This window comes from Desulfosporosinus sp. (assembly GCF_014237355.1).
Taxonomy (GTDB): domain Bacteria; phylum Bacillota; class Desulfitobacteriia; order Desulfitobacteriales; family Desulfitobacteriaceae; genus Desulfosporosinus.
This window is the reverse complement of record NZ_JABZFS010000076.1, coordinates 1-20,569: the sequence shown is the minus strand read 5'-3', so window position 1 is coordinate 20,569 and position 20,569 is coordinate 1. Positions and strand designations below refer to the sequence as shown.

21 protein-coding genes are annotated in these 20,569 nt (G+C 44.3%); 1 reads left to right on the top strand and 20 read right to left on the bottom strand.

From position 1 onward, the window contains the following. Positions 1-3: 3 nt before the first annotated feature. From rsmH to HGJ98_RS16830, 5 genes are all read right to left on the bottom strand, one after another. The gene (gene rsmH, locus HGJ98_RS16850) at positions 4-936 is read right to left on the bottom strand and encodes a 16S rRNA (cytosine(1402)-N(4))-methyltransferase RsmH (protein WP_291353122.1); all 933 of its coding nucleotides are present in this window, start codon (positions 934-936) and stop codon (positions 4-6) included. A 16-nt stretch (positions 937-952) separates the two neighbouring features. Beyond that, the gene (mraZ, locus tag HGJ98_RS16845) at positions 953-1,384 is read right to left on the bottom strand and encodes a division/cell wall cluster transcriptional repressor MraZ (protein ID WP_291353121.1); all 432 of its coding nucleotides are present in this window, start codon (positions 1,382-1,384) and stop codon (positions 953-955) included. 551 nt (positions 1,385-1,935) lie between these two features. Next, positions 1,936-3,318, bottom strand: coding sequence for a dihydrolipoyl dehydrogenase (lpdA, locus tag HGJ98_RS16840; protein WP_291352855.1), 1,383 nt, complete (start codon positions 3,316-3,318; stop codon positions 1,936-1,938). 318 nt (positions 3,319-3,636) lie between these two features. Then, positions 3,637-4,266 carry a LysM peptidoglycan-binding domain-containing protein gene (locus HGJ98_RS16835; RefSeq protein WP_291352854.1) on the bottom strand — a complete coding sequence of 210 codons (630 nt, stop codon included), beginning with the start codon at positions 4,264-4,266 and terminating at the stop codon, positions 3,637-3,639. Between the two features lie 334 nt (positions 4,267-4,600). Beyond that, positions 4,601-4,798, bottom strand: coding sequence for a DUF1858 domain-containing protein (locus HGJ98_RS16830; protein ID WP_291352853.1), 198 nt, complete (start codon positions 4,796-4,798; stop codon positions 4,601-4,603). Between the two features lie 486 nt (positions 4,799-5,284). Between HGJ98_RS16830 and HGJ98_RS16825 the strand changes: the two genes are divergently transcribed. Then, positions 5,285-5,503: a hypothetical protein gene (locus tag HGJ98_RS16825; protein ID WP_291352852.1), complete on the top strand. Its 219-nt coding sequence runs from the start codon at positions 5,285-5,287 to the stop codon at positions 5,501-5,503. A 39-nt stretch (positions 5,504-5,542) separates the two neighbouring features. Here HGJ98_RS16825 and HGJ98_RS16820 read toward each other — a convergent pair whose 3' ends face one another. The 15 genes from HGJ98_RS16820 to HGJ98_RS16750 all read right to left on the bottom strand — a co-directional run. Further along, positions 5,543-6,607 (bottom strand): methionine synthase, encoded by a 1,065-nt coding sequence (locus HGJ98_RS16820; protein WP_291352851.1) that lies wholly within the window; start codon positions 6,605-6,607, stop codon positions 5,543-5,545. Positions 6,608-6,651: 44 nt separating this feature from the next. Beyond that, positions 6,652-8,844: a glycosyl hydrolase gene (locus tag HGJ98_RS16815; RefSeq protein ID WP_291352850.1), complete on the bottom strand. Its 2,193-nt coding sequence runs from the start codon at positions 8,842-8,844 to the stop codon at positions 6,652-6,654. A gap of 194 nt (positions 8,845-9,038) precedes the next feature. Further along, positions 9,039-9,467 carry a Fur family transcriptional regulator gene (locus HGJ98_RS16810; RefSeq protein WP_291352849.1) on the bottom strand — a complete coding sequence of 143 codons (429 nt, stop codon included), beginning with the start codon at positions 9,465-9,467 and terminating at the stop codon, positions 9,039-9,041. A gap of 548 nt (positions 9,468-10,015) precedes the next feature. After that, the gene (locus tag HGJ98_RS16805; protein WP_291352848.1) at positions 10,016-10,186 is read right to left on the bottom strand and encodes a DUF362 domain-containing protein; all 171 of its coding nucleotides are present in this window, start codon (positions 10,184-10,186) and stop codon (positions 10,016-10,018) included. A gap of 466 nt (positions 10,187-10,652) precedes the next feature. Further along, complete coding sequence (locus tag HGJ98_RS16800; RefSeq protein ID WP_291353120.1) at positions 10,653-12,005, bottom strand: VWA domain-containing protein; 1,353 nt, start codon at positions 12,003-12,005, stop codon at positions 10,653-10,655. Then, a complete protein-coding gene (locus tag HGJ98_RS16795) occupies positions 11,998-12,909 on the bottom strand; it encodes a MoxR family ATPase (protein WP_291352847.1) in 912 nt (303 codons plus the stop codon). The genes HGJ98_RS16800 and HGJ98_RS16795 overlap by 8 nt, the downstream gene beginning before the upstream one ends. A gap of 329 nt (positions 12,910-13,238) precedes the next feature. Continuing rightward, positions 13,239-14,369 carry an N-acetyl-alpha-D-glucosaminyl L-malate synthase BshA gene (gene bshA / locus HGJ98_RS16790; protein WP_291352846.1) on the bottom strand — a complete coding sequence of 377 codons (1,131 nt, stop codon included), beginning with the start codon at positions 14,367-14,369 and terminating at the stop codon, positions 13,239-13,241. 67 nt (positions 14,370-14,436) lie between these two features. Next, a complete protein-coding gene (locus HGJ98_RS16785; RefSeq protein WP_291352845.1) occupies positions 14,437-14,796 on the bottom strand; it encodes a YlbF family regulator in 360 nt (119 codons plus the stop codon). A 283-nt stretch (positions 14,797-15,079) separates the two neighbouring features. After that, positions 15,080-15,772 (bottom strand): hypothetical protein, encoded by a 693-nt coding sequence (locus tag HGJ98_RS16780; protein WP_291352844.1) that lies wholly within the window; start codon positions 15,770-15,772, stop codon positions 15,080-15,082. A gap of 73 nt (positions 15,773-15,845) precedes the next feature. Further along, on the bottom strand, positions 15,846-16,346 hold the full coding sequence (locus tag HGJ98_RS16775; RefSeq protein WP_291352843.1) for a hypothetical protein: 501 nt from the start codon (positions 16,344-16,346) through the stop codon (positions 15,846-15,848). A 13-nt stretch (positions 16,347-16,359) separates the two neighbouring features. Then, on the bottom strand, positions 16,360-17,121 hold the full coding sequence (locus tag HGJ98_RS16770; RefSeq protein ID WP_291352842.1) for a histidinol-phosphatase HisJ family protein: 762 nt from the start codon (positions 17,119-17,121) through the stop codon (positions 16,360-16,362). Positions 17,122-17,145: 24 nt separating this feature from the next. Beyond that, on the bottom strand, positions 17,146-18,465 hold the full coding sequence (locus tag HGJ98_RS16765; RefSeq protein ID WP_291352841.1) for a metallopeptidase TldD-related protein: 1,320 nt from the start codon (positions 18,463-18,465) through the stop codon (positions 17,146-17,148). After that, entirely contained in the window at positions 18,462-19,955 is a 1,494-nt protein-coding gene (locus HGJ98_RS16760; protein ID WP_291352840.1) for a TldD/PmbA family protein, read from the bottom strand. The genes HGJ98_RS16765 and HGJ98_RS16760 overlap by 4 nt, the downstream gene beginning before the upstream one ends. A gap of 40 nt (positions 19,956-19,995) precedes the next feature. Further along, complete coding sequence (locus HGJ98_RS16755; protein WP_291352839.1) at positions 19,996-20,169, bottom strand: hypothetical protein; 174 nt, start codon at positions 20,167-20,169, stop codon at positions 19,996-19,998. A 243-nt stretch (positions 20,170-20,412) separates the two neighbouring features. Continuing rightward, a partial coding sequence (locus HGJ98_RS16750) for an N-acetyltransferase (protein WP_291353119.1) occupies positions 20,413-20,569 on the bottom strand: 157 nt, incomplete at its 5' end.

The following is a 20,569-nucleotide window of genomic DNA, read 5'->3' as shown; positions in this document are numbered from 1 at the left end:
ACATTATATTTTTTCGGCCACCCGTAATTTTGCACTTCTTGATCTAGGATTCTGTTCAACCTCTTCTTGTGACGGTAGAATGGGTTTTCTGGTTAACACCTTAGCTATTGCTTTGGCGTTGCAACGACAAATCGGTAATTCCGATGGACATGTGCAGCGTCCAAGCCAGGATTTCATTCTCTCTTTGACAATTCGGTCTTCAAGGGAGTGAAAGGTAATCACTCCGACTCGTCCTCCATGATCTAAACAACCCATTGCTTGATCCATGACTCGATCTAGAACCCCTAATTCATCATTCACAACAATTCGAATAGCCTGGAAGGTTCGTTTGGCTGGATGAGGTCCATTTCGTCGAACCGCTGCCGGAACCGCAGCTTTAATTGCTTGTACCAGTTCCCCGGTAGTTTCCAAGGGATGATCCTGGCGAGCTTTTACGATAAATTGGGCAATACGTTTCGACCATTTCTCTTCTCCATAGTCCCAAATAAGCTGGGCTAAATCGTCTTCAGACCACGAATTTACAATTTCCCGGGCATCCAGCACACCCGTAGGATCCATACGCATATCCAAAGGTGCGTCTTGCATATAACTAAACCCTCGTTCAGCTTCATCCAATTGAGGAGATGAGACTCCTAAATCGAAGATGATTCCATCGACGGGCAGTAAATCTAATTCTTTGAGTGTCTCCTTCAAGGATTCAAAGTTTCGATTAATTAAGATAACCCGTTCATCCTGTCCAAAAACTTCTTCTGCATGACGAATGGCTTGTCTATCCTGATCAAAACAAATCAATTTCCCTAAGGCATTAAGCTTTGATAAAATCCTTTGACTGTGACCTCCACCACCTAAGGTGCAATCCACATAGGTACCTGCGGGGTTCGTGACGACTGAATCCACCGTTTCTTCCAATAATACTGTTACATGATGAAACTCCAAGTTAAACCGTTCCTTTCTATATTCCAAGCTGGACCAGGGATTCTGCAGCGCTGGCATAAGCACTTTCTGCTTGTTGACTGTATTCTGTCCAAAGTGTCTGGCTCCAAATCTCGACGCGGCTTGACACTCCTACCAGAACCAAGTCTTTCTCTAATTGCGCATAATCACGCAAATTAGCTGGCAGTAGAATTCTTCCCTGCTTATCCAGTTCACATTCCGTTGCGCCAGAAAAAAAGAAACGGACAAATGCACGCACATCAGGTTGAGTAAACGGCAACTCACGAAGTTTCTGTTCTAAGGTGTTCCATTCTGCACGAGGGTAGACAAACAAACAGTGATCTAAGCCTTTGGTCACAATAAATTGTTTTCCTAAGGCTTCTCGGAATTTGGCAGGAATAATCAAGCGGCCTTTTCCATCAATCGTATGAATGTATTCCCCCATAAACATGCAGATCACCCCACCTCTGTGGTAATTCGCCCCACTTCACTCCACATTACTCCACTTATTCTACGCTAATGACCTTAATCCTGCAACCAACTCTTTTTTCTTAAAACAATATCTAAACAAAGGAAGAAGGTCCTACTCCTCTTACCCATTAGGCTTGTGACTAATTTTGTCGACTATACACTAATAACCACTGTTAAACGGCATCAAATCTTCATGATTATATTCAATAGTTGCAAAAACGACAATAAAAACGAATCGCCTCAAATCTATTAGAAAATACTGACAACTATTGTCGTTTTCTCTAACCATCTATCTAAGAAAAAAATTCCCAGGATTTTGAGCAAAAATAATCGCCGTTTAAGGTTTGATCCCTTAAACGGCGTTCGATCAAGTGATTCTTAGCTTCAGATGGAGTTTGCCTAAGAGGAATACTTACTCCATCTGAAGCTTAGAAGAACTTATCCAGGGACGTAGCAGCCGTTATCTCCCACTTATAGAAGATGGGAGTCTTACGGCTGGTAGTCATCGGATAAAACGACCTCACTATGAGACTATGCTAAATGAAGTGGTTTTCCCTCAATCCCATGTGCTGCCTCCATAATTGTTTCCGGCAAGGTTGGGTGGGCGTGGACCGTCCGTGCAATGTCCTCGGCTCTAAGCCCTTTTTGCACGGCAAGAACTAATTCTGATATTAAGGTACTCGCCTGTGGACCCATGATGCTGGCTCCTACGACAACCCCTTCAGCATCTGCCAAAATTTTAACCAGCCCAATGCTTTCTCCTAGGGCTAGGGCCTTACCATTAGCGGAAAACGGAAACTTACTCACACGATAATCCTTCCCTGAAGCCTTTAATTCCTGTTCAGTATACCCAACGGTGGCAATTTCAGGATGAGTGAATATTGCACTAGGTATTGCTTTATAACTCATCTCAACTGAACGGCCAGCAATATGTTCTACTGCGATGATCCCTTCTTCAGAAGCCACATGGGCCAACATAATACCTCCGACAACATCACCGATCGCATAAACATTGGGAAGGTTGGTCTGCATTTGAGAGTTCACTTTGATGACCCCTCTTTCCGTCTCTAAACCTAAACCTTCCACGTCGATCCCCTTCATACTAGGTCTCCGTCCAGTGGATAACAGGACTCGATCAGCCGGAATGTCCTTTAAACCTTTAGCATCTTCAACCTGAACGACGAGATTATCCCCTTCTTGCCGAATCTGTTTTACAGCAGTCTTGGTCAGAATATCGATCCCACTGCGTTTTAACAACGGAGTTAACCGCTTGGGAATTTCCTCATCAATGGTAGGCAATAACGTCGGGAGCATTTCCACCACACTAACCTTAACTCCAAAGGACTCGTATATCGAAGCAAATTCTAAGCCTATTACTCCGCCTCCGATAATAACTAGACGTTTTGGCAGATCTGTCCCTTCGAGAATCTCATCACTAGTCTCAACACCTGGAAGGTCAGCCCCCGGTATCGGGATACGTACAGGCACAGACCCTGTGGCCAGGACAACATTTTTAACGTTTAAATCTTCAACTCCATTTTCCGTCGTCACAGAAATCTGTCCAACTCTTTTAAACTCTCCCCAACCCTTTACAACACGTATATTCGCTGATTTCATTAGCTTCTCTACTCCGCCTACCAGCGAATTGACAATTTGATCTTTACGAGCAACCACAGCTCCATAATCCATTCGTTTGTCACCGGCGAACAAACCAAATTCTTCAGCACGCCCCATCTCACGCCATAAATCCGCACTCTTAACCAATGCCTTAGTAGGAATACACCCCCGGTTCAAACACGTACCACCTAAACGATCACCCTCAACCAGTACCACTGATAAGCCCAGTTGGGCAGCTCTTAATGCACAAACATATCCTCCAGGTCCTCCACCTAAAATACCAACCTGATAATCCACGTTACCACTCTCCTTCTGTACGATTCTCCAATATTCAACTTACCTTATCATTATCCCTGCTAGATTATCAAGGAATTATTGCAAGGCTAAAACCCCTATCAATATGTCCATCACTATCCCATCATATGCACCCGATTCTGAATAAGCCCTTTGTACTTGGGATACAAGAGGTCCTAACATCAGCACCGTCCTTACTAATAATACCATGGCCACTCCAGGGGCATGAAGCACGCACTAATAGGAAGCATGAGAACTATCCCATGCTTCCTAAACGCTTAATACCAGTGCAGAGTTCCTTACCGCCTCTGTCTAATGGATTTAACCGTAAAACTCCATTGTAGATACCCCTGGTATCAATAAGATTTGTCCCGGATAAATAAGATCTGGGTTGCGCAAGTTGTTCGCAAGAATAATAGCCTGCATCGTCGTGCCATAACGATTAGCGATTTTCCAAACGGAATCACCTTTTTTCACTACATAAACCTCAAGCTCAGGCTTCGGTGTAGGGAGAGGGGAAGGCATTGGACAATGATGTTCGTGGTGATGCTGCATAGGTGTTCCACAAGGTGAGCAAGGCCGTGGGCCATCAAGATCGAGGGTAGCATAACCAGGATCCATATCAACGTCTAGATTCACAAAGCCCCCAGGCGGATACATACCAGGTGCACAACCCATCATGCCTCCCGCCATTCCTGGCATACCGTGGTGCATACCATGCATGCCTTGCATTCTTTGCATGCCTTCCATACCCTGCATACCTTCCATACCCTGCATACCCTGCATACCTTGCATATCTTGCATATCTTGCATACCTTGCATACCTTGCATTCCTGCCATACCTTGCATTCCTGCCATACCTTGCATTCCTCCCATACCTTGCATTCCTCCCATTCCCGGAAACATACCAGAAGAAAGATTTGGATTATAAGCAACGGAACGTAAGTCCATATTAATTTCCTCCTTTAACAGTAGCAAGATTATCTTTGTTACGTTTTATTATTTTCTTGCCCTTAATTAATAACAATATATGGTTCTCAATCCATAATGTGTATGTACTTAAAAATAATTTGATTCTGTTTTAAATTAATGAGTTTACCTTAATAAACCTTGTACTTTAATGAATAGAACCAGTCTATAATTTAGAAAACTTGGCTAACACAAAGCCTTTAGGCGCTGTAGCCATGGACGACCAATTCAAAAAAAGAACTGGCCTTTTAGACCAGCTCTTATCAACTAAATATAATATTATGTGTAATTATCCTTTACAAACTGTAAGGTTCTTCTACACAGCAGCAATAGCCTTGTTTAATTTTGCAACGAGTTCATCAGGATTTTGTCCATGGGTTAAAGCGGCACCTTCTACACTTTCCATAGTAGAAGAAGGACATCCTAAACAATGCATCCCAAGTTCTAAGAAAACTTGAACCGTTTGAGGATACTGCTTCAAGGCTTGGCCCACAGTCATCTCTTTTGTGATCATAAAATTACCCCCTCGTAATTCTCAGTAAAATACTGGGTATTATTATAGAGCATAATTGCCTGTTAGGCAAACCAGATAACCGAGGTCCGAGGTCCGAGGTACGAAGTCCGAACTCTAGGTTAGAATAATTGCATGGACGGTGCACATGAAATGTGCCGCCTTCCCTAAACTTCTTTCCTAGACCCTAGCCCAGGACGCAGTGTCACACGAGCGCGAGGTCTTTACGTAAGCAGCTAAGCAAAACTTCCGTTTGGAAAGCTAGGAGGGAAGCTATCGAACCGTCCCTATGCTTCCACAAACTTGCATGGACGTTGCACATGAAATGTGCCGTCTTCCCTAAACTTCGTCCTGGACCCTAGACCGGGACGCAGTGTCACACGAGCGCGAGGTCTTTACGTAAGCAGCTAAGCAAACTTCCGTTCAAGCGACCCCAGACCGGGGTAGTGTACAGGGTCCCCTCCCGCCATCCTGCAAGAAGGCTAATCCGTGCGAAGACAGTGTCTTCGGGCTCCGGGGACACTTGGCCATCCATGGCCTGCGGATGTACACTACCACCAATGCGCCATGGACGGCGCTTTTGGTACGATAGTCTCCAGTGGAGATTATCGCCGTAGGCGGGTTCTTCAAAATAAATTCTATCGCCGGAGGATGAACCCCGCTCCCCAAAGCCAAGAGCTTGAACGGTTAGTTTGCTCTGCGTCGTAAGCACCGAGCGCTGTGTGACACAAGTCCCCCACAAGTCCCCTACACAAGTCCTCTCATCCCACCCAAAAGCCTATAAATATGCTCCGACAATTCCTTTTCAAGAGTACCAGTTCCACAACTTGGTGTTAACATGCTTTGTTGGCGAAGAAGATCCTCATCAATTCCACGTTTAACGAGCTCCTTAATGTTGTTTTCCAAGCGCTGAACTAAACTTGGAGCAGTTTCTTCCCAGGCGACAGGATTGGTAGGAACAATACCCCATGAGATAATGCCTCCCCGATTTAAAAACCCTTTAAGGGGCTCAGCAAGAGCCATCATGCTCTGAAAATAATCATATGCATCAAAATTGACAACTTGAACCTTAGAGTCAAAAAGAAGGCTCCAATCCATGCCTGCACAGACATGCGCCCCTGGAATCCCCCCTTGGCGGATAATTCCTTCAAAAATTGTGTCGAGATCTTGGATCAGCTGCTCCCGCTTTAAGGTCACATGGGTTGAAGCACCAAAACCATAAAGTGCAGGGTCATCAACAGTCATTAACACAGGCAAACCAAAGGTTCGGAGCCGTTTTGTCTGCCATTCAGCATGCAAGGCAAGGGCTTTAAGCAACATGTCCCGAAGGGTATCATCATAATAACTAGATCGTCTGTTTTTATCCGTAATTTGCATTCCCACCGTTAATGGGCCGCTGAGCTGTCCTTTAAGCAGCAAAGCATCCCGAGTCCCGAAACCCTCAAGATCACGATAGAAGGCTTCGAATCCTTCCCCGCCTTGCGGACTGAAGCCAAAACGTTCCAGAGCTCGTTCATTTCCCTCAATAGCCTCTAAATAAAGGGAATAAAATTCAGTCATTCTTTCAACCCAATCCGTAGTTTCCATTTGAAACTTGGGATTTTCGAAATCTTCGATGATGCCGGTTTCAATCAAAACATTTAAGTATTGCCCAACAAATGAACTCTCTGGTCCTGCTTTAGGAAGCTGAGGCCAATGGGGTGCTTGGGGAGCACTCTCCCAAATCAGTTTTAAAGCTTCATCGCCACTAGTTTGAGGAACACTGCCGACTCCTGTTGCTAGAAAATGGGGTCTAAAGTTTTCGTTTTTCATATTCATACCATCCAATCTGAATTAATTATCCTACTAAACTCACTTTAGGTAAACAGATTTAGAAATTGAGTGTGCCACATGGTCCTCAATTGATCGAGGATCGGTTCAACTAGTGGTAACAACCAATTCCAAAGGAAAATCCAATCTGCCAGGTAGAAAAAAGCCCCTACTGATAATGATGCAATAATGACTCCTGGTACCCAGAGGAATGGATGGTAGCGACCCTTAATGCGGTGGATATCATGAATACGTATCGGCAGAAATAACGATAGCAAAAGGATATAACCAATAACAGGTCCATAATAGGGAACCCCCCAAGGTAATAAAGCCCAGCTAATTGCTACAAATATCGCCCAGCGATAACGCCTTTCCAGCCAATATATTAGTCCTATTTCATGAGGTACATCTGGCAAATGAGGTGCAGCTACACCAACTTGAAGCAATCTCATAAGCATAAATAGCCCTACAAAGGTCGCCCAGATCAACCAAGGAGATTGGGCCTGTAACAACTCAATTCTAGGCCATAAATGCGAAAACCAAGGATTAATATGAATGGGAATTCGAAACAAGCCAGAAGTGACGAGACCTGCTAGCATACAGATACGCGCAAATACAAACAATCCATTCCAGAGCCAAGCGTTGCGCAAACGGCGTTTCGGCTTTGTATCAAAAATCTCCTTATAGCGCCAAGTTACTGATCGTATATTCATCCAGCCTAAGAAAAGCATTATTACGGCTAAAACTCCCGCGAAAATGTGTTCCTTTTCCCAACGAACATCGATGATTGGAGGAGTACTGACTGTCACCTCTCCCCATTCTTCTTGGATTGCCGTGCCTTGAACAACAATGGATTGCTCTTTCGAGAGTCCTGTAAGACTATTAGTATTTAATGTGAGAGCAAAGGCCAAATTCGGGTGAACTTCATTTTGAGCCTGTTGAAAATACGTCTGAGCCAAGCCATCAGAGGCCAGACCTTTTCCAACCGTCCAAGCCCAGAGAGAAGGATGAAGCATCTTCTCTGAGATTAGGTTTCGAAAATCATCCGGTTGTGGTAGACGCTGAGAAGGGATTAACTCAACGGGTAGTTCAACCCATAAACCTATTCCTACTTTGTCAGCAGCCTGTAACCAAAGTTCATCTGGGAGCTGCCCAATGAAATAAATAAGGTTGGTTCCCTTTTGTCGTTCAGATTTTAACCAGGCTTCTAAATCTCCAGTATTTCTTAGTTTATATTCCTCCTGAGGAGTTAAAGCCTCCCCAATAATCGGGATTATTTGATCATTTAAAACCCACTTCCCTGATTCAAGGGAGATGGTACGGAGACCTAAGGGCAAAGACAAATCATCCATATCACCTTTATTGTTCGAAACGATTAAGCGTAACTGATAGAGATATGGATCTTCCATTGTCCAACGCCGAGCTTCTGGTATTGTAAAGCTTAAGGTCACAGCTTGGCGATCCGCACTTTCCTCGGGAGGTATAGTAAGGGTTTGCTCGGCTAGACCTGCCGAGCCATCTGAGATCACACCGTAAACCGTCCAAGGTCCTTCCTGTAAAAAACCTCTATGCAACAAATCAGTCTTTACTGTTATCTGAGCAGTGGTCCCTATCCAATCAACCTTCACCTGCGGTCGCATAATGGTCGTTTCTACGACGGCTTCCAAACGGATATCACCCTTGATATACCCGGACTTTGGCCAAGCGGACCCTAAGAACGAAGCTCGCTGCCCTTCACCTCCCGTGAGCTCAACTAAAAGAATATTATCCTCCCCATAGCGAAATGCCTTTGGCAAAATCTCTAATTCATTCGCCCCGCCGCTTCCTTCAAATTCTCCTATTTTCTGGGTGTTAGAGATTCCATTTAAGTAAACGTTAGCATGCCCTTGAACACCGTTAAATGTCAGCACCATGGTCCTGGAACTCCACTCTCCAGGGATTAGCAATCGTTTAGTTACCACTGAAAATCTCGAACTTGAAGGAAGAACTAATGAACTTCCTCTCGTTAGGAAGGATTGATTGTTATTTCCTTGGGAACGTTCAGATTCCGTAGTCCAAGCCTGGCGCAGTGACGTAAACTGATTCCAACTCCCGTTTAAATTCTGAGTAAAACGGGTTGAGCTTATACCACTTTGCCCTGCATATAAAGACTCTCCTTCAGGACTCCTCCAATTCCACCAAAGACTTCCTATTGCTAATGCCCATAAGGCCATAAAAATCATGAAGCGACGATTGAACATATAATTGCGCTCCCCTTCATTAATACAGTTAGTAATCTTTTATTGATAATTGAGGTATTCGTGAAAGATTATTAAAACCCTTGCACATAATAAAAAAAACCCACTTAAGTAAACCTAGTTCCTAAAGGACCAAGTTTTTTAAATGGGTTTAACGTAATTTTACTAACATTTTAATTTTAGCTAAACAAGTTACCCTAATTTAATTTTTCATCCTTACGGCACTCTGGGCAAATACCATAAAACTCCATACGATGCCCTAGAATTAGAAAACCGGATTTTTCCATAACCTCTTGTTCCATTTCAATAAGGGGACCATGGAAATCTGCTACCTTACCACACTTTGAGCATACAATATGGTAATGGTTATTTGGGTTACCGTCAAAACGACTCGCCATATCCCCATAGGACAACTCCAGAAGATGTCCATGCTCTTTAAGCATGTTTAATGTATTATAAATTGTCCCTAGACTAACCCCTGGAAACTTTGCCTTAACGTGATGATAAATTTCATCAGCCGTAGGATGAGAGCGAGTTTCGAGAAGAAATTCTAAAATTGCTTGCCTCTGGGGTGTAAAACGAACACCTTTATCTTTTAATTGTTTAAGGATCCCAATTGCATTCATGTGCTGTATCCTCATTTCCTAGTGTTTGAAATTATTTTTAATTAGATTTTAAGTCAATCTAGTAAATTTGTCAACGTCTTAATAATTTACCCTTATAAGAATTGAAAAAAAGATCCTTCGCCATGCTCAGGATGACACTGTACTATGTCATACTGAACGCAGTGAAGTATCTTGACCCAATACTCTTTTTTAATTCCTCAGTGGTACATCCTAAGCTGCATGGAAGTCTGATACGTTAAAGAAAACCCGGCTTCACCGAGCCTTAGCGAAAGCGAAACCGTTGGTTGCACCGGCGAGTGGGCGAGCCTCGGAATGCTGCGGTGACACGAAGACACTGTCTTCGCACGGATTACCCTTCTCGCAGACACTGTCTTCGCACGAATTAGCTTTCCTGCAGGATGTGGGCGATGCTACCCGACCCAAAGGACCTATTTTCATTCATCAGTGGTGCCGCAAAGCGGCATGGGGGTCTGATAAGTATTAAAAAGGAGAGTTATGATTAACTCTCCCTTTTCTGTAGCTTTGTTTGCTTAATAATACTTAAATACTTACGCTGGGTTTGGTGCTTCAACTGGACAAACGGTAGCGCATGAACCGCAATCGATACAAAGTTCTGCATCAATTACGAATTGTCCGTCGCCTTCACTAATTGCAGATACTGTGCATTCTCCTTCACAAGCACCACAACTAATGCATTCTGAATTAATAACGTATGCCATGACAAAAACATCCCCTTTTCTCCGAACTTCTTCGAAATCAATATACCAAAGCCACGGAAAAAAGGCAAGCTAAAAAAATTAGCATTTCCAATTACATAAAGAAAACTTGGCTGGCGCCAAGCCTTCGGCGAAGGCGGCAGCCTTAGTTGCACTTATGCTTAGAAAGTATATAACGTAAGTTTATACTTTCTGGAAGTAAAAGAAACTATCCATTGTTTAAAGATCTCTTCCTGGCCTATAAGGCACTTGATATAGTCGGCGCATACAATGGGAACAATATGGCAGTACACGATTACTTACATGATTCCTGCGAAATAGAATATGTCCTAAGTCTTCATGTTCAAAACCACAAGCTCTGCATTTTTCCAGCATTACAATTAACCCCCTCACAATCTTTGTGTGTTTCTGTACAAATACTTCAGTTATAGTATGCTCTTTTTTTCTAAAAAATAAACAAGCAATTCCCCTAGAATTGCTTGTTTAAAATCTGGGATAAGTGACCAAGGGTATAGCATTCATACATCTGGCAGAATGGAAGAAACGCTTTTACATAAGGAGTCTCTGACCAACGACGTTCTGGAAGAGTATTAAGCCATAGTACCTGACGGACATGTCGTTGAACCTCACCCAGCAAAGTTGCTGCTTTGTCCCCTTCGAGAGTTTGTGCATCACTGACAATAAGGAGTAAGGTTTGCTTATTAAATGTATCAGGATACTTTTTTTGCAGTGTTTCTAAGGCACTAGCAAGGTTGGTTCCGCCTCCCCATTCTTTCCCCGATATAGAGAGGGCTTCCTTAACCATAACCTCAAAGGTCTGCCCTTTACGGAACTTTCCGGTCAAAGGAATCAGTGCTTCACCGAAGGCGAAGGTTTTTATTCCACTTACTACACTCGAAAGTCCATAGACGAATTGCCAGATAAACTCTGTATATTTGAGCATTGAACCCGATATATCACAAAGCAATACAATCCTCGGCCTGCCTTTGCGGCGACTGCGATAGCTTCGATCGACAAGCACTCCGCCATAGCGTAAATTTTTCCGTAAAGTAGAGCGCATATCCAAGCCACCACGCCTGCGGGCCGCCCTATAACGACGAGTCACCTGACTTGCCAGGCGTTGACTAAGACGGCGAATTAAGCGAATAACCTCTGGCCACTCTTCAGGAGAAATCTTCTTCAAATCCCGACTTAAGACCTCTACCTCCCGGTCACGCAACGCGCGTTCCACTTCAGAGAGAACTCCATCCGAAGACCCTGGGGAAAGAATTGGATCATCTTCATTTAATTTCTTACGCCAATATTCCAAAGATCCGCGGAGAACCCGTTCTACCATGGGCTGATAGGTATGATCCACCGGAACCCCGCTTCGTGTACCCTTTGAAGACTTCTCCAGAAAGTCCCGTAAACGTTGTTTGTCTTTCTCAGGCAAATTAGCGTAAACAGCCCTTTGGTCATCACTAATCTCTAATTCATTATCTTGAAAGCGCAGATCTTGGTAGGTCTTCTCGATTTGTTCATTCCATTGGCTTGTTTTATGGGCCGCTTCCTTCTGCCAAGCCTCTTTTTGTTCTAAAGAGGCAAAGTAAGCTCGAAAGGCCTCTTGGAAAGCAGATATATGCTGGACATTTTTAACCAATGTCGCTTGCAGAACAGCCTCTACTTTTTCCCGATCGACTAAACCAATTAGAGCTAAACCTTCAGTTGCATCTGAAATTTCAGAAGGGCTAATTTTAAGTCCCACTGTTCTTAACAACTGGGCAAATTCTACTAAGTATCGATCTAATTCACTGGCTCGATGACTGTCATAGTTGTTACCCATGGACATGCCTTTCACCCTGTGCCAATTTACTAGATTCAAAAATGAGACGCTCCGCTCCCATCTCACGATAGAAAAGCTCAACATCCTCCTGACTCTTAAGCAACAATGTCAATGTTGCCTCAACCCAAGCCGGATCGAGACCCGTCTTGCCCATTACGAGCAACGCCTTAGCCCAATCCATTGTTTCAGATACAGAGGGAATTTTATTTAGTGAGAGTCGTTCTCGCAGCACATTAACAGCCCTAGCCACTTCTAAGGCTAATCGCTCCGGCAAATCAGGAACTTTGGCCCTCAGGATTCTAACTTCCTTATTTATAGAAGGCGGCTCCACATGAAGGAAGATACACCGTCGCTTCAGCCCATCTGAAAGTTCTCGTTCTCCATTGGAGGTTAAGACCACCATCGGTCGTTCCTTAGCCTTAATCGTTCCCATCTCGGGGATCGTTACTTGGAACTCCCCTAAAAGTTCAAAGAGGAATGCCTCAAACTCAGAATCTGTTTTATCAATTTCATCAATAAGAAGGACGGTTCTCTTCTCACTTAAAAGTGCTTGTAGTAAAGGTCGAGGCAGTAGATAGTCCGTGGAGAAAAGGTCGGCTTCTTGAAGATGCTCACGTCCCATCTGTATCTTCAAGAGTTGACGCTGATAATTCCATTCGTAAAGGGATTTTGTCTCATCTAGGCCTTCATAGCATTGTAAGCGAATCAAAGGAGCATCCAGAACTTGACTTAACACTTTAGCAATTTCCGTCTTACCCACTCCGGCTGGCCCAGAGACTAATAGTGGTTTACCTAGCTCCGTGGCTAAAAAAGCTGTCAGCGCGATTCGATCATCCCGTTCAGTTATGTACCCGATGGCTTCTAACTCTCTCTCAAATTGATCCAGATTCCTGCGGTTTGTCATCTTTACCCACCCCCCGACTCGAGATTCGATGTTCGATATTCGTGGTTCGAATATACCACTCAAGCATAGTTATTCGATATCAAACGACTATTTAACCATGGACTCTAGTGAAATAACCACAGTACTTCTGAACATTAATAATCCCAAAAAAATTACTGGTAATATAACTAATATTATTATAAATATTCAGAAAAAATAGTGCCCAAGAACACTATCTGTGTGTGAGATAAAACACACTCATTGGAATGTACGAAGGGCAGTCCTTATCTCCATTCCTGACGAGCTCGAGAGGGATTCAGCCTTTCAGACCTTCGGCAATCAAACTTCGACTACGAACCTTTGATCACACGTTCATAAACCAATTCATAACTTCTTACGGCTCGATCAACTGGAAATGATTCTCTGGCCCAGTTCGCTGCTTGTTCAGAAAAAGCCTTATATCTTAAAGGATCCGTCAGCAGCTTAAGAGCTGCCTCACTCATCCCTTGGATATCTCCGACCTCTGCCAGATAACCAGTTTCTTCATGCTGAACAACTTCTGGTAATCCCCCAACCCGACTGGCAACCACCGGAACCCCGCAGGCCATTGCCTCCAAGGCTACGAGACCAAAGCTTTCTTGTGCTGAAGGAAGCAGGAAAATATCGGCCATCTGTAAAATATCCTGAACACTTTCCTGTTTCCCTAGAAACTGGACTTTTCTCTCAAGCCCTAATTTAACAACTTCTCGTTCTACCCTAGCCATCTCTGGCCCATCACCAACGAGTAGAAGGCGACTAGGAACCACTTTTTCTACTAATGCAAAGATTTTAACCACATCGACAACCCTTTTTACTTCCCGGAAATTCGAAATATGGGTAAGGATCTTTTCTCCGCAAGGAGCAAAATGTTCCCTGCATTTTGCATTTATTAGATCTCTCGATGAATAGATCTTAGGATCTATGAAATTTGGAATAACCTCAATCTCTTGATCCAGCAACCCAAAAGTCTCTATAGTTTCCTTTGCCAGGGCGTGGGAAACTGCTGTGATACCATCGCTAACCCGCAGTGCTAAACAAGTTAACTGCTTAAATTCTTCGAAAGTGCCCACTAAGGTGACATCTGTACCATGTAAGGTCGTCACCAACGGAACTTGCTTTGTCATCATTTGTTTGGCCAAATAGGCACTAATACTGTGTGGAATAGCGTAATGGGCATGAATTACATCCAGCCCCGCATAATTAGCCACCTCCACAATCTTATTGGCCAGCAACAAGGTGTAGGGAGGATATTTAAACACTGGATAGCTAACATCGGATACTTCATGATAAAACAGCCTCTCATGAAACCGACGTAAGCGAAAAGGGCGAGCCGAGGAAATAAAATGAACTTCATGTCCTCGTTCCCCGAGGGCATACCCTAGCTCAGTTGCGACAACACCGCTCCCACCATAGCTCGGGTAACAAACCATTCCGATCTTCACCAATTGCACCTCTTTTAATTAACATGCTCCTCTGGTCAGTGATGGCCAAGGTGCTCAATTTTGAATATCAGGGATTCGTTTCTTCAAATCCTATGGGCATTGCGTCTTGTATGGCTTCTCCGATAATCTTTTGAATATCATTCACCATACAAGACACTTCAAACTCGGCTTCTAAGTATTCCCTTGCCGTGGGATTAATGCTTACAAGACTGTATAAACGTTCTAATTCTTGCTGCTTTTCTTCACTGATCTCTTGCTCTAACATTTGAGCCTCACGGATCTCCCATTGTTTCAATTGAAATTCGCGAACCATCTTATGATTATTAGCGTCGCTCATTACCTTTTCTTTTGACTTAAGAAACTGCTTGAATTGAAGCGATTCCTTTAGCGTACGAGCAAGTTCATGAGCTAAATCTGTCGTCGACATATTGTCCCTCTCCTCTATCTCCATCTCTATCTCTATCCACCGATCTATAACATCTCTTAATCTAACCATTATTCATTATATAGAATTATATTGTCTCAGACAAATCTTTGCGACGACGGACGCTGGCCAAGGATGGCCAAGTGTCCCTGTAGCCCACCACACGAAAACACTGTTTTCGCACGGATTATTCTTCTTGCAGACACTGTCTTCCACGGATTACTCTTCTTGCAGGACGGCGAGAAGGGACCGCAGTCCAAAACTTGAACAAGTATGTTCGAGTCAATTATTTCTGAGCTTTCTTAACAATCTCCTCCAATAAATCGAAGGCCTCTAAACGACTAAAGGACAATAAATCCGTCCACTGGTCTCGAGAAATGTTCCATGGGCAATGAACAGCCACTCGACTAGCAAACCCTAAGGGACTGCCACCATACATTTTTTCTAGCCGACGTTGAGCAAGACTTATTAAGCCAGGCGCATGGGCATTACACGAAATTGGTTCCAGGCATAACACCGGCTCACTGTCATAGGTTACCTGCAAACTGAATCTGGCAAGCTGTCTAACACCTACTTTCTCACGACAAATAGGCTCTTCTAAAGGGACAGGGTCTGGTTGGATAACTCCGCCCAATTTCCGCCAAAAGCTCTTCTCAGAGGAACTAGCATTGGAAATACACACCCCCAAAGCACCCATTTGCAAGGCAAAACGAACGACAAAACGAGCAAAATCGCATTCCACATTTCCCTTTAAGGATAATCCATCTATAATTACAAGCCGCTCAGCGCTGCTTAAAGTAAGGTCTCCGATTCCCGCTTCCCCTAACTGAACCACATTATATCCTGGCAACATTTGAATCTGTGGATTCGACCCAGTTCCTTTCTCAGTTAGAAAGGCCCCTAGGGCAAGTGCCCAATCCTCAAGACCATCCTCATTCCACTCTGAATGAGGAGAAAGTGCAATTTCAATCCAAGGCATAGTCTCGTCTCCTTCACAAACTGGCTCACCTATGATTAGTGTTTCACCAGAATGTAAAGTCTATCCCCCAGATTTATTGCAATCGTTTTAAGAGCGCCCAACGCCGTTCCACAAAGTCATAGAATAACAACCAGATAATTTCGAAATCAGAAGGAGGCACAACAATACTTGAGGCGTAAATCTGGAAATTACATATATGAAATAGCGGGGAGACCACCCTAATTAAGAGGGCTAAAGGGTACTGATGATTATATCCTTTAGCCTTCTCGCTCTTTTGTTGCAACAAAGCATTTAGACGTCGAACATATCCCTCAATATATTCGGAATCCGGAGGGTGATCCACTTCTTCATGAGAGCGACCAAATACATAACGAGCTTCCTCTGAATCGTAAAAAAGGTGGGTTACTTCGACACCTAAGCGTGTACCATCCTCTTGATTTTCGATTACAATATCAGGCCGATCATCATGGGTGACAATTTTATAGCGCTTTCCCTGTTGAGAATTTAATATTTCGACTAAAGCCTGAGCCGCACTTTCTTCAATGATCCACTTCTCATCAAGAAAATCTTCCAAAAGTGTGTCCCCCCTAATCTAGAGTATAACTAACTTTATCGAGTCTGCTAAACCCGACAACGGATTGAACTCCAATCTCACGCAACATCTGACTCGCTTCCTCTAGATCCCGTCCAACATTTTCCGCAGAGTGGGCGTCCGAGCCTAGTGTAAATTCAATACCCCGCCGCTGAATTTCCTCCATCAGACGTTGCTCTGGATAAAATTCTCGAACGGGTTTGTACCGGCCATTTGTATTAACTTCCAGCACCAGACCCCGCTCTTCAACCGCAGTTAACGCCTCATCCGCTAAAGTTAAGATATCCCTCCTAGGTCGCACACCAAAGACTTTAATAAGATCTAAGTGGCCAATGGTTGTAAATAGCCCACTTTTAGCGGCCAGAGTCACAACCTCAAAATATCTGGCATAAAACTCGTCTGCATCTTTTTTGTGATGCATATGTTCTTCTTCCGGGATATCGAAAATCCAGCCGTCAAACTCATGGACAGATCCTAAGACAAAATCAAAAGGAAATTGATGGAGCAAGTTTTTGATTCTGTCTTCTTCATGAGGACGATATTCAGCCTCGAATCCAATCCGCACAGCTAAATTCGGATAATCCTTAGCTACTTCACGGATTAATGGAAAGTTCATTTGATCCCAATAATAATCATGATCTGCAAACCCAATTTCTTTTAATCCTCGACGTGTGGCTTCGTCTAAAAACGCCCGAATGGTTTCCCGGTTAGCCTCCCGATCCTTATGCCCGAGAAGGTGAACATGTAAATCCAACATCTCTAAAAGGTTCCTCCCCTATTTCTAAAGACTTTGCACCCCGGTTCTTAATACTAAATATGGGTGTGTATCCAGGTCAGACAGCGCCGTCTTTGTAGTTGATGCTGCCAAATCCGCGAAAAAGTTGCCCGTTAGTTTAACATCCGTTTTGCCCACGATTTGGCCCTTCATAATTCGCAAACTATGAGGCGCACTAAGTGAATACGAACCTGAAACGGAATCCTGAGTATGTAAACCGAGCACTGATAAAATAAGAACTCCATCTTCCACTCCCTCTAAGGCCTTAACCCAAGGAACCTCCGCTCGGTGCTTAAGATACAGTCCTGCCGTCCCTTGCGGAACAGCCGTGGGTTTTGCACCCCAGCGTACAGCATCTTTAACTTTGAGAAAGGGAGTCTTTAGTTGTCCGTCCTGTACTAAAATCGTTTGATTAGCGGGGACCCCTTCAGGTGTAACTAGATAGGAACCCAGCTCTAACGGGCGGAGCGGATCAATCGCCAGGGTTAATTCTTCGTGAAATACTTGCTTTTGTTCTTGAAAACTCTCCTTCGAGAAAGCTCCTTGCCCTTCAATCACTCGATCACCTGAAAAGTTCGGAAGTACAAACTGCCTTAGCATGTCTTCCGTCATAGATGGCGCCAAAATCACTTGGGTCTGGGGTCCAACAGGGGGTGCATCCTTTTGCATCCACGTATATTGATTCACCGTCTGAGCCCATAACTCCTCCTGCTCCATTGGCTGAATTAAGCGACGCTTAGCGAATCCCCCCCCAATTAAACTGTCAAAGGAAAACCACGACACAAATTGGGATTGCTGGTAGGTAACAGCAAGTCCCGTTGAGGTTCGAACATGCCGATAACCCCAAGCCGCTTGGATACTTCCCTGCATTTTCGCCTTTGAAGGTTTATCACTTAACCATCGATCGACCTGATTAAATAAAATCTTGTCATCACCGGAAATAATCTTTTGAACAGCCCGGTCCTCTACCGCTACAAGGGGTAAGGATTCCGGAGCTGGGATATGTACAGCATCCGGGTCTTCATAAGATGCCTGCCGCCATTGTTCTAAGGCTTTAAGCCAATACTCGGATTCCCTTGAAAAGGGAAGCTGAACCATAGCTTGACTGCACGTTCCATCCCCCCATACTAGAAAAACATCCCCACTCTCACCCTGACGATAACTTGGAGGGGTATAAACACTGCCTGGGGAATTATCTTTTATTCCTAAGGCTACTACTTCTGATTCATGAACCACGATTCTCCAAGCTGAGAGCCTGAGATCTTCCCGCTTCGGTGCCCGCTGGAATTGGTGAAGAAGATCCTCTAATTGTACAATGAGTTTCACGCCTGTTCACCCCCTAAACTTACTTGTTGATCCGCATCCATGAGCAGATAGCGATGGCTTCCGCCGCTAGAGGCTACAGATTGTCCACCCTTTCCGCAGGAACCAATAGCATCATAACATCCTTCACCTAACCCTCCGCGAATTGCCTCTAAGGCAGAAAGAATTTTTCCGCTAAAAATTGAGGGCTGGTAAATAGGCAAGTCAGGCTCAGCAACATCGATAATCCCGTCACATTGAAAGACAAAATCCCCTGTTTTAGGATTTACTTGACCGCCTCGATACCCTAAGAGAAGTAAATTCTTCTCTCCCTCACGCAGCTCTCCATGTTCTAAAAGAGTTTCCCTTACTGCTTTCACTTCATCCATCAAATGCTCCCCAGGGGTTAAAGGAAGCATTCGCTCAACCAGTAAGCGGATATTGCTCATGCGAGGCAAAGGAATATGCCCATAACTCTCCGCACGCCCAGCTCCGGTGATAGGCATTCCTGCTTCTTCAGCCGAAAAGATATCCCCTAGCCCGGCTTCCAATAGTCCATTCCGCACGATGGTCACGGTCTGTCTGGGGAGACCATTAGCTGAAAAAGGTTGATTAGCCCAGTCCCCAACAAGGGGTCCATCAATAATATCGACACCTGGCCTTGCTACACGCAGTCCCTGACGCAGTTTACCTTTTTCCCCAAGGACAGATTCATTCATATGATCGGATTCTACAGCATGTCCGAAGGCCTCATGGGCCAGCCCCTTTGCCAACCCATAATCAATAATCAACGGATAATGACCCCTCGGCAACTGTGGCGCACTGCATACAGCCCTTGCAAATTCTGCTCGGTCCATGGCCTTTTTCTCAAGAACATGGTCCTCTAACTCTTCAAAAAGCAGGGTGGCATCCATTCCACTCCGGTGAATCAGGGTACTTTGAGCCTTACCCTGATTGCGCACCGTCCCTTGATGCATCAACACCGCCCGTGGAATGACAAAAGACACCAGGGTTCCATCTGACCGTCCGATACACCATACCTCTTCAATTTGACGATAACTAGATTGCCAAGCTCCCTCTGGGAAAGCGCTCCTCAAACGGGCATGTAGGTTCATCACCATCTCTTCGAGCTTGACCAAAGGAACTTCCTCAAACCCTTTTTGGGCAGAATTCGCTACCTCCTCCTCAACCCGAGGGGCCTCCCAAATCGTCCGATTTGGTTTTGACCCAATTTCTTCATTTCTGCGGGCCAACTGTAGCGCTTTTTCCACGAGTTTACGACCGATCCCTTCTTCTAAAACATCTGATGTAGCAAAGCCTGAGGCCCCTTTTTCAGTAAAAGCCTGAACCCCAAATCCGCTATCTTCTCCTGTCGATACCCTTTCAAACCGTCCGTTACTTAGCCGCATACTCCACTCTCGGCGGGACTGGGCCCGCACAATAAAGTAACCTTCAAGTCCCTTAGCCTCTGCCAAAACGGATTCAACCAATGCCTTGATTTCTTTTTGCTCCAAAAGTGAAACCTCCTATATAAAACAGCTGGTATAATTATGCTTAAAAACCAGCTTTACTACTCATCATGGATATTATACCACGGAGAGAATAAACTCGCTTACCGTCATAAACTTGTTTGCCGTCATCCTGAGCGATAGCGAAGGATCTGGATCCTTCAGTCGTACCTCCTTCAGGATGACACAGTTGCTTAAGTTGCTTTCGTAGCAATGACATACGGCTTGGGTTGATTTAAAAGCAATGACACAGCGAACCTCGAACTTCGAACCTCAAACTTCGAATCTCGATCTTTGCCAACCCCTCTGAATGCTAGGGAAAAAATATATCCCAAGGCTTGTATAATTAGTAAAGCCTCGGGATATGATTTAATTAGTCTCACTTTTTAATTTTTATCCCCACTCCTCTCTTTTACTTCACTTGCGACAGTTTCTACGTCGCAAGCTTTTTTTGTGTGAGCAATCAATCCAAACTCTTGACCAGCAGTTTGCGTTCCTCTGCAAATCCGAAATTCTCATAGAGCTTCAGCGCTTTCACATTGTGGCTGCTAACTGCAAGGCCTAGGTAAGCAATTCCATGTTTGCGACAATAGTCTTCTGCAGCATCAAGCAGCACCCTA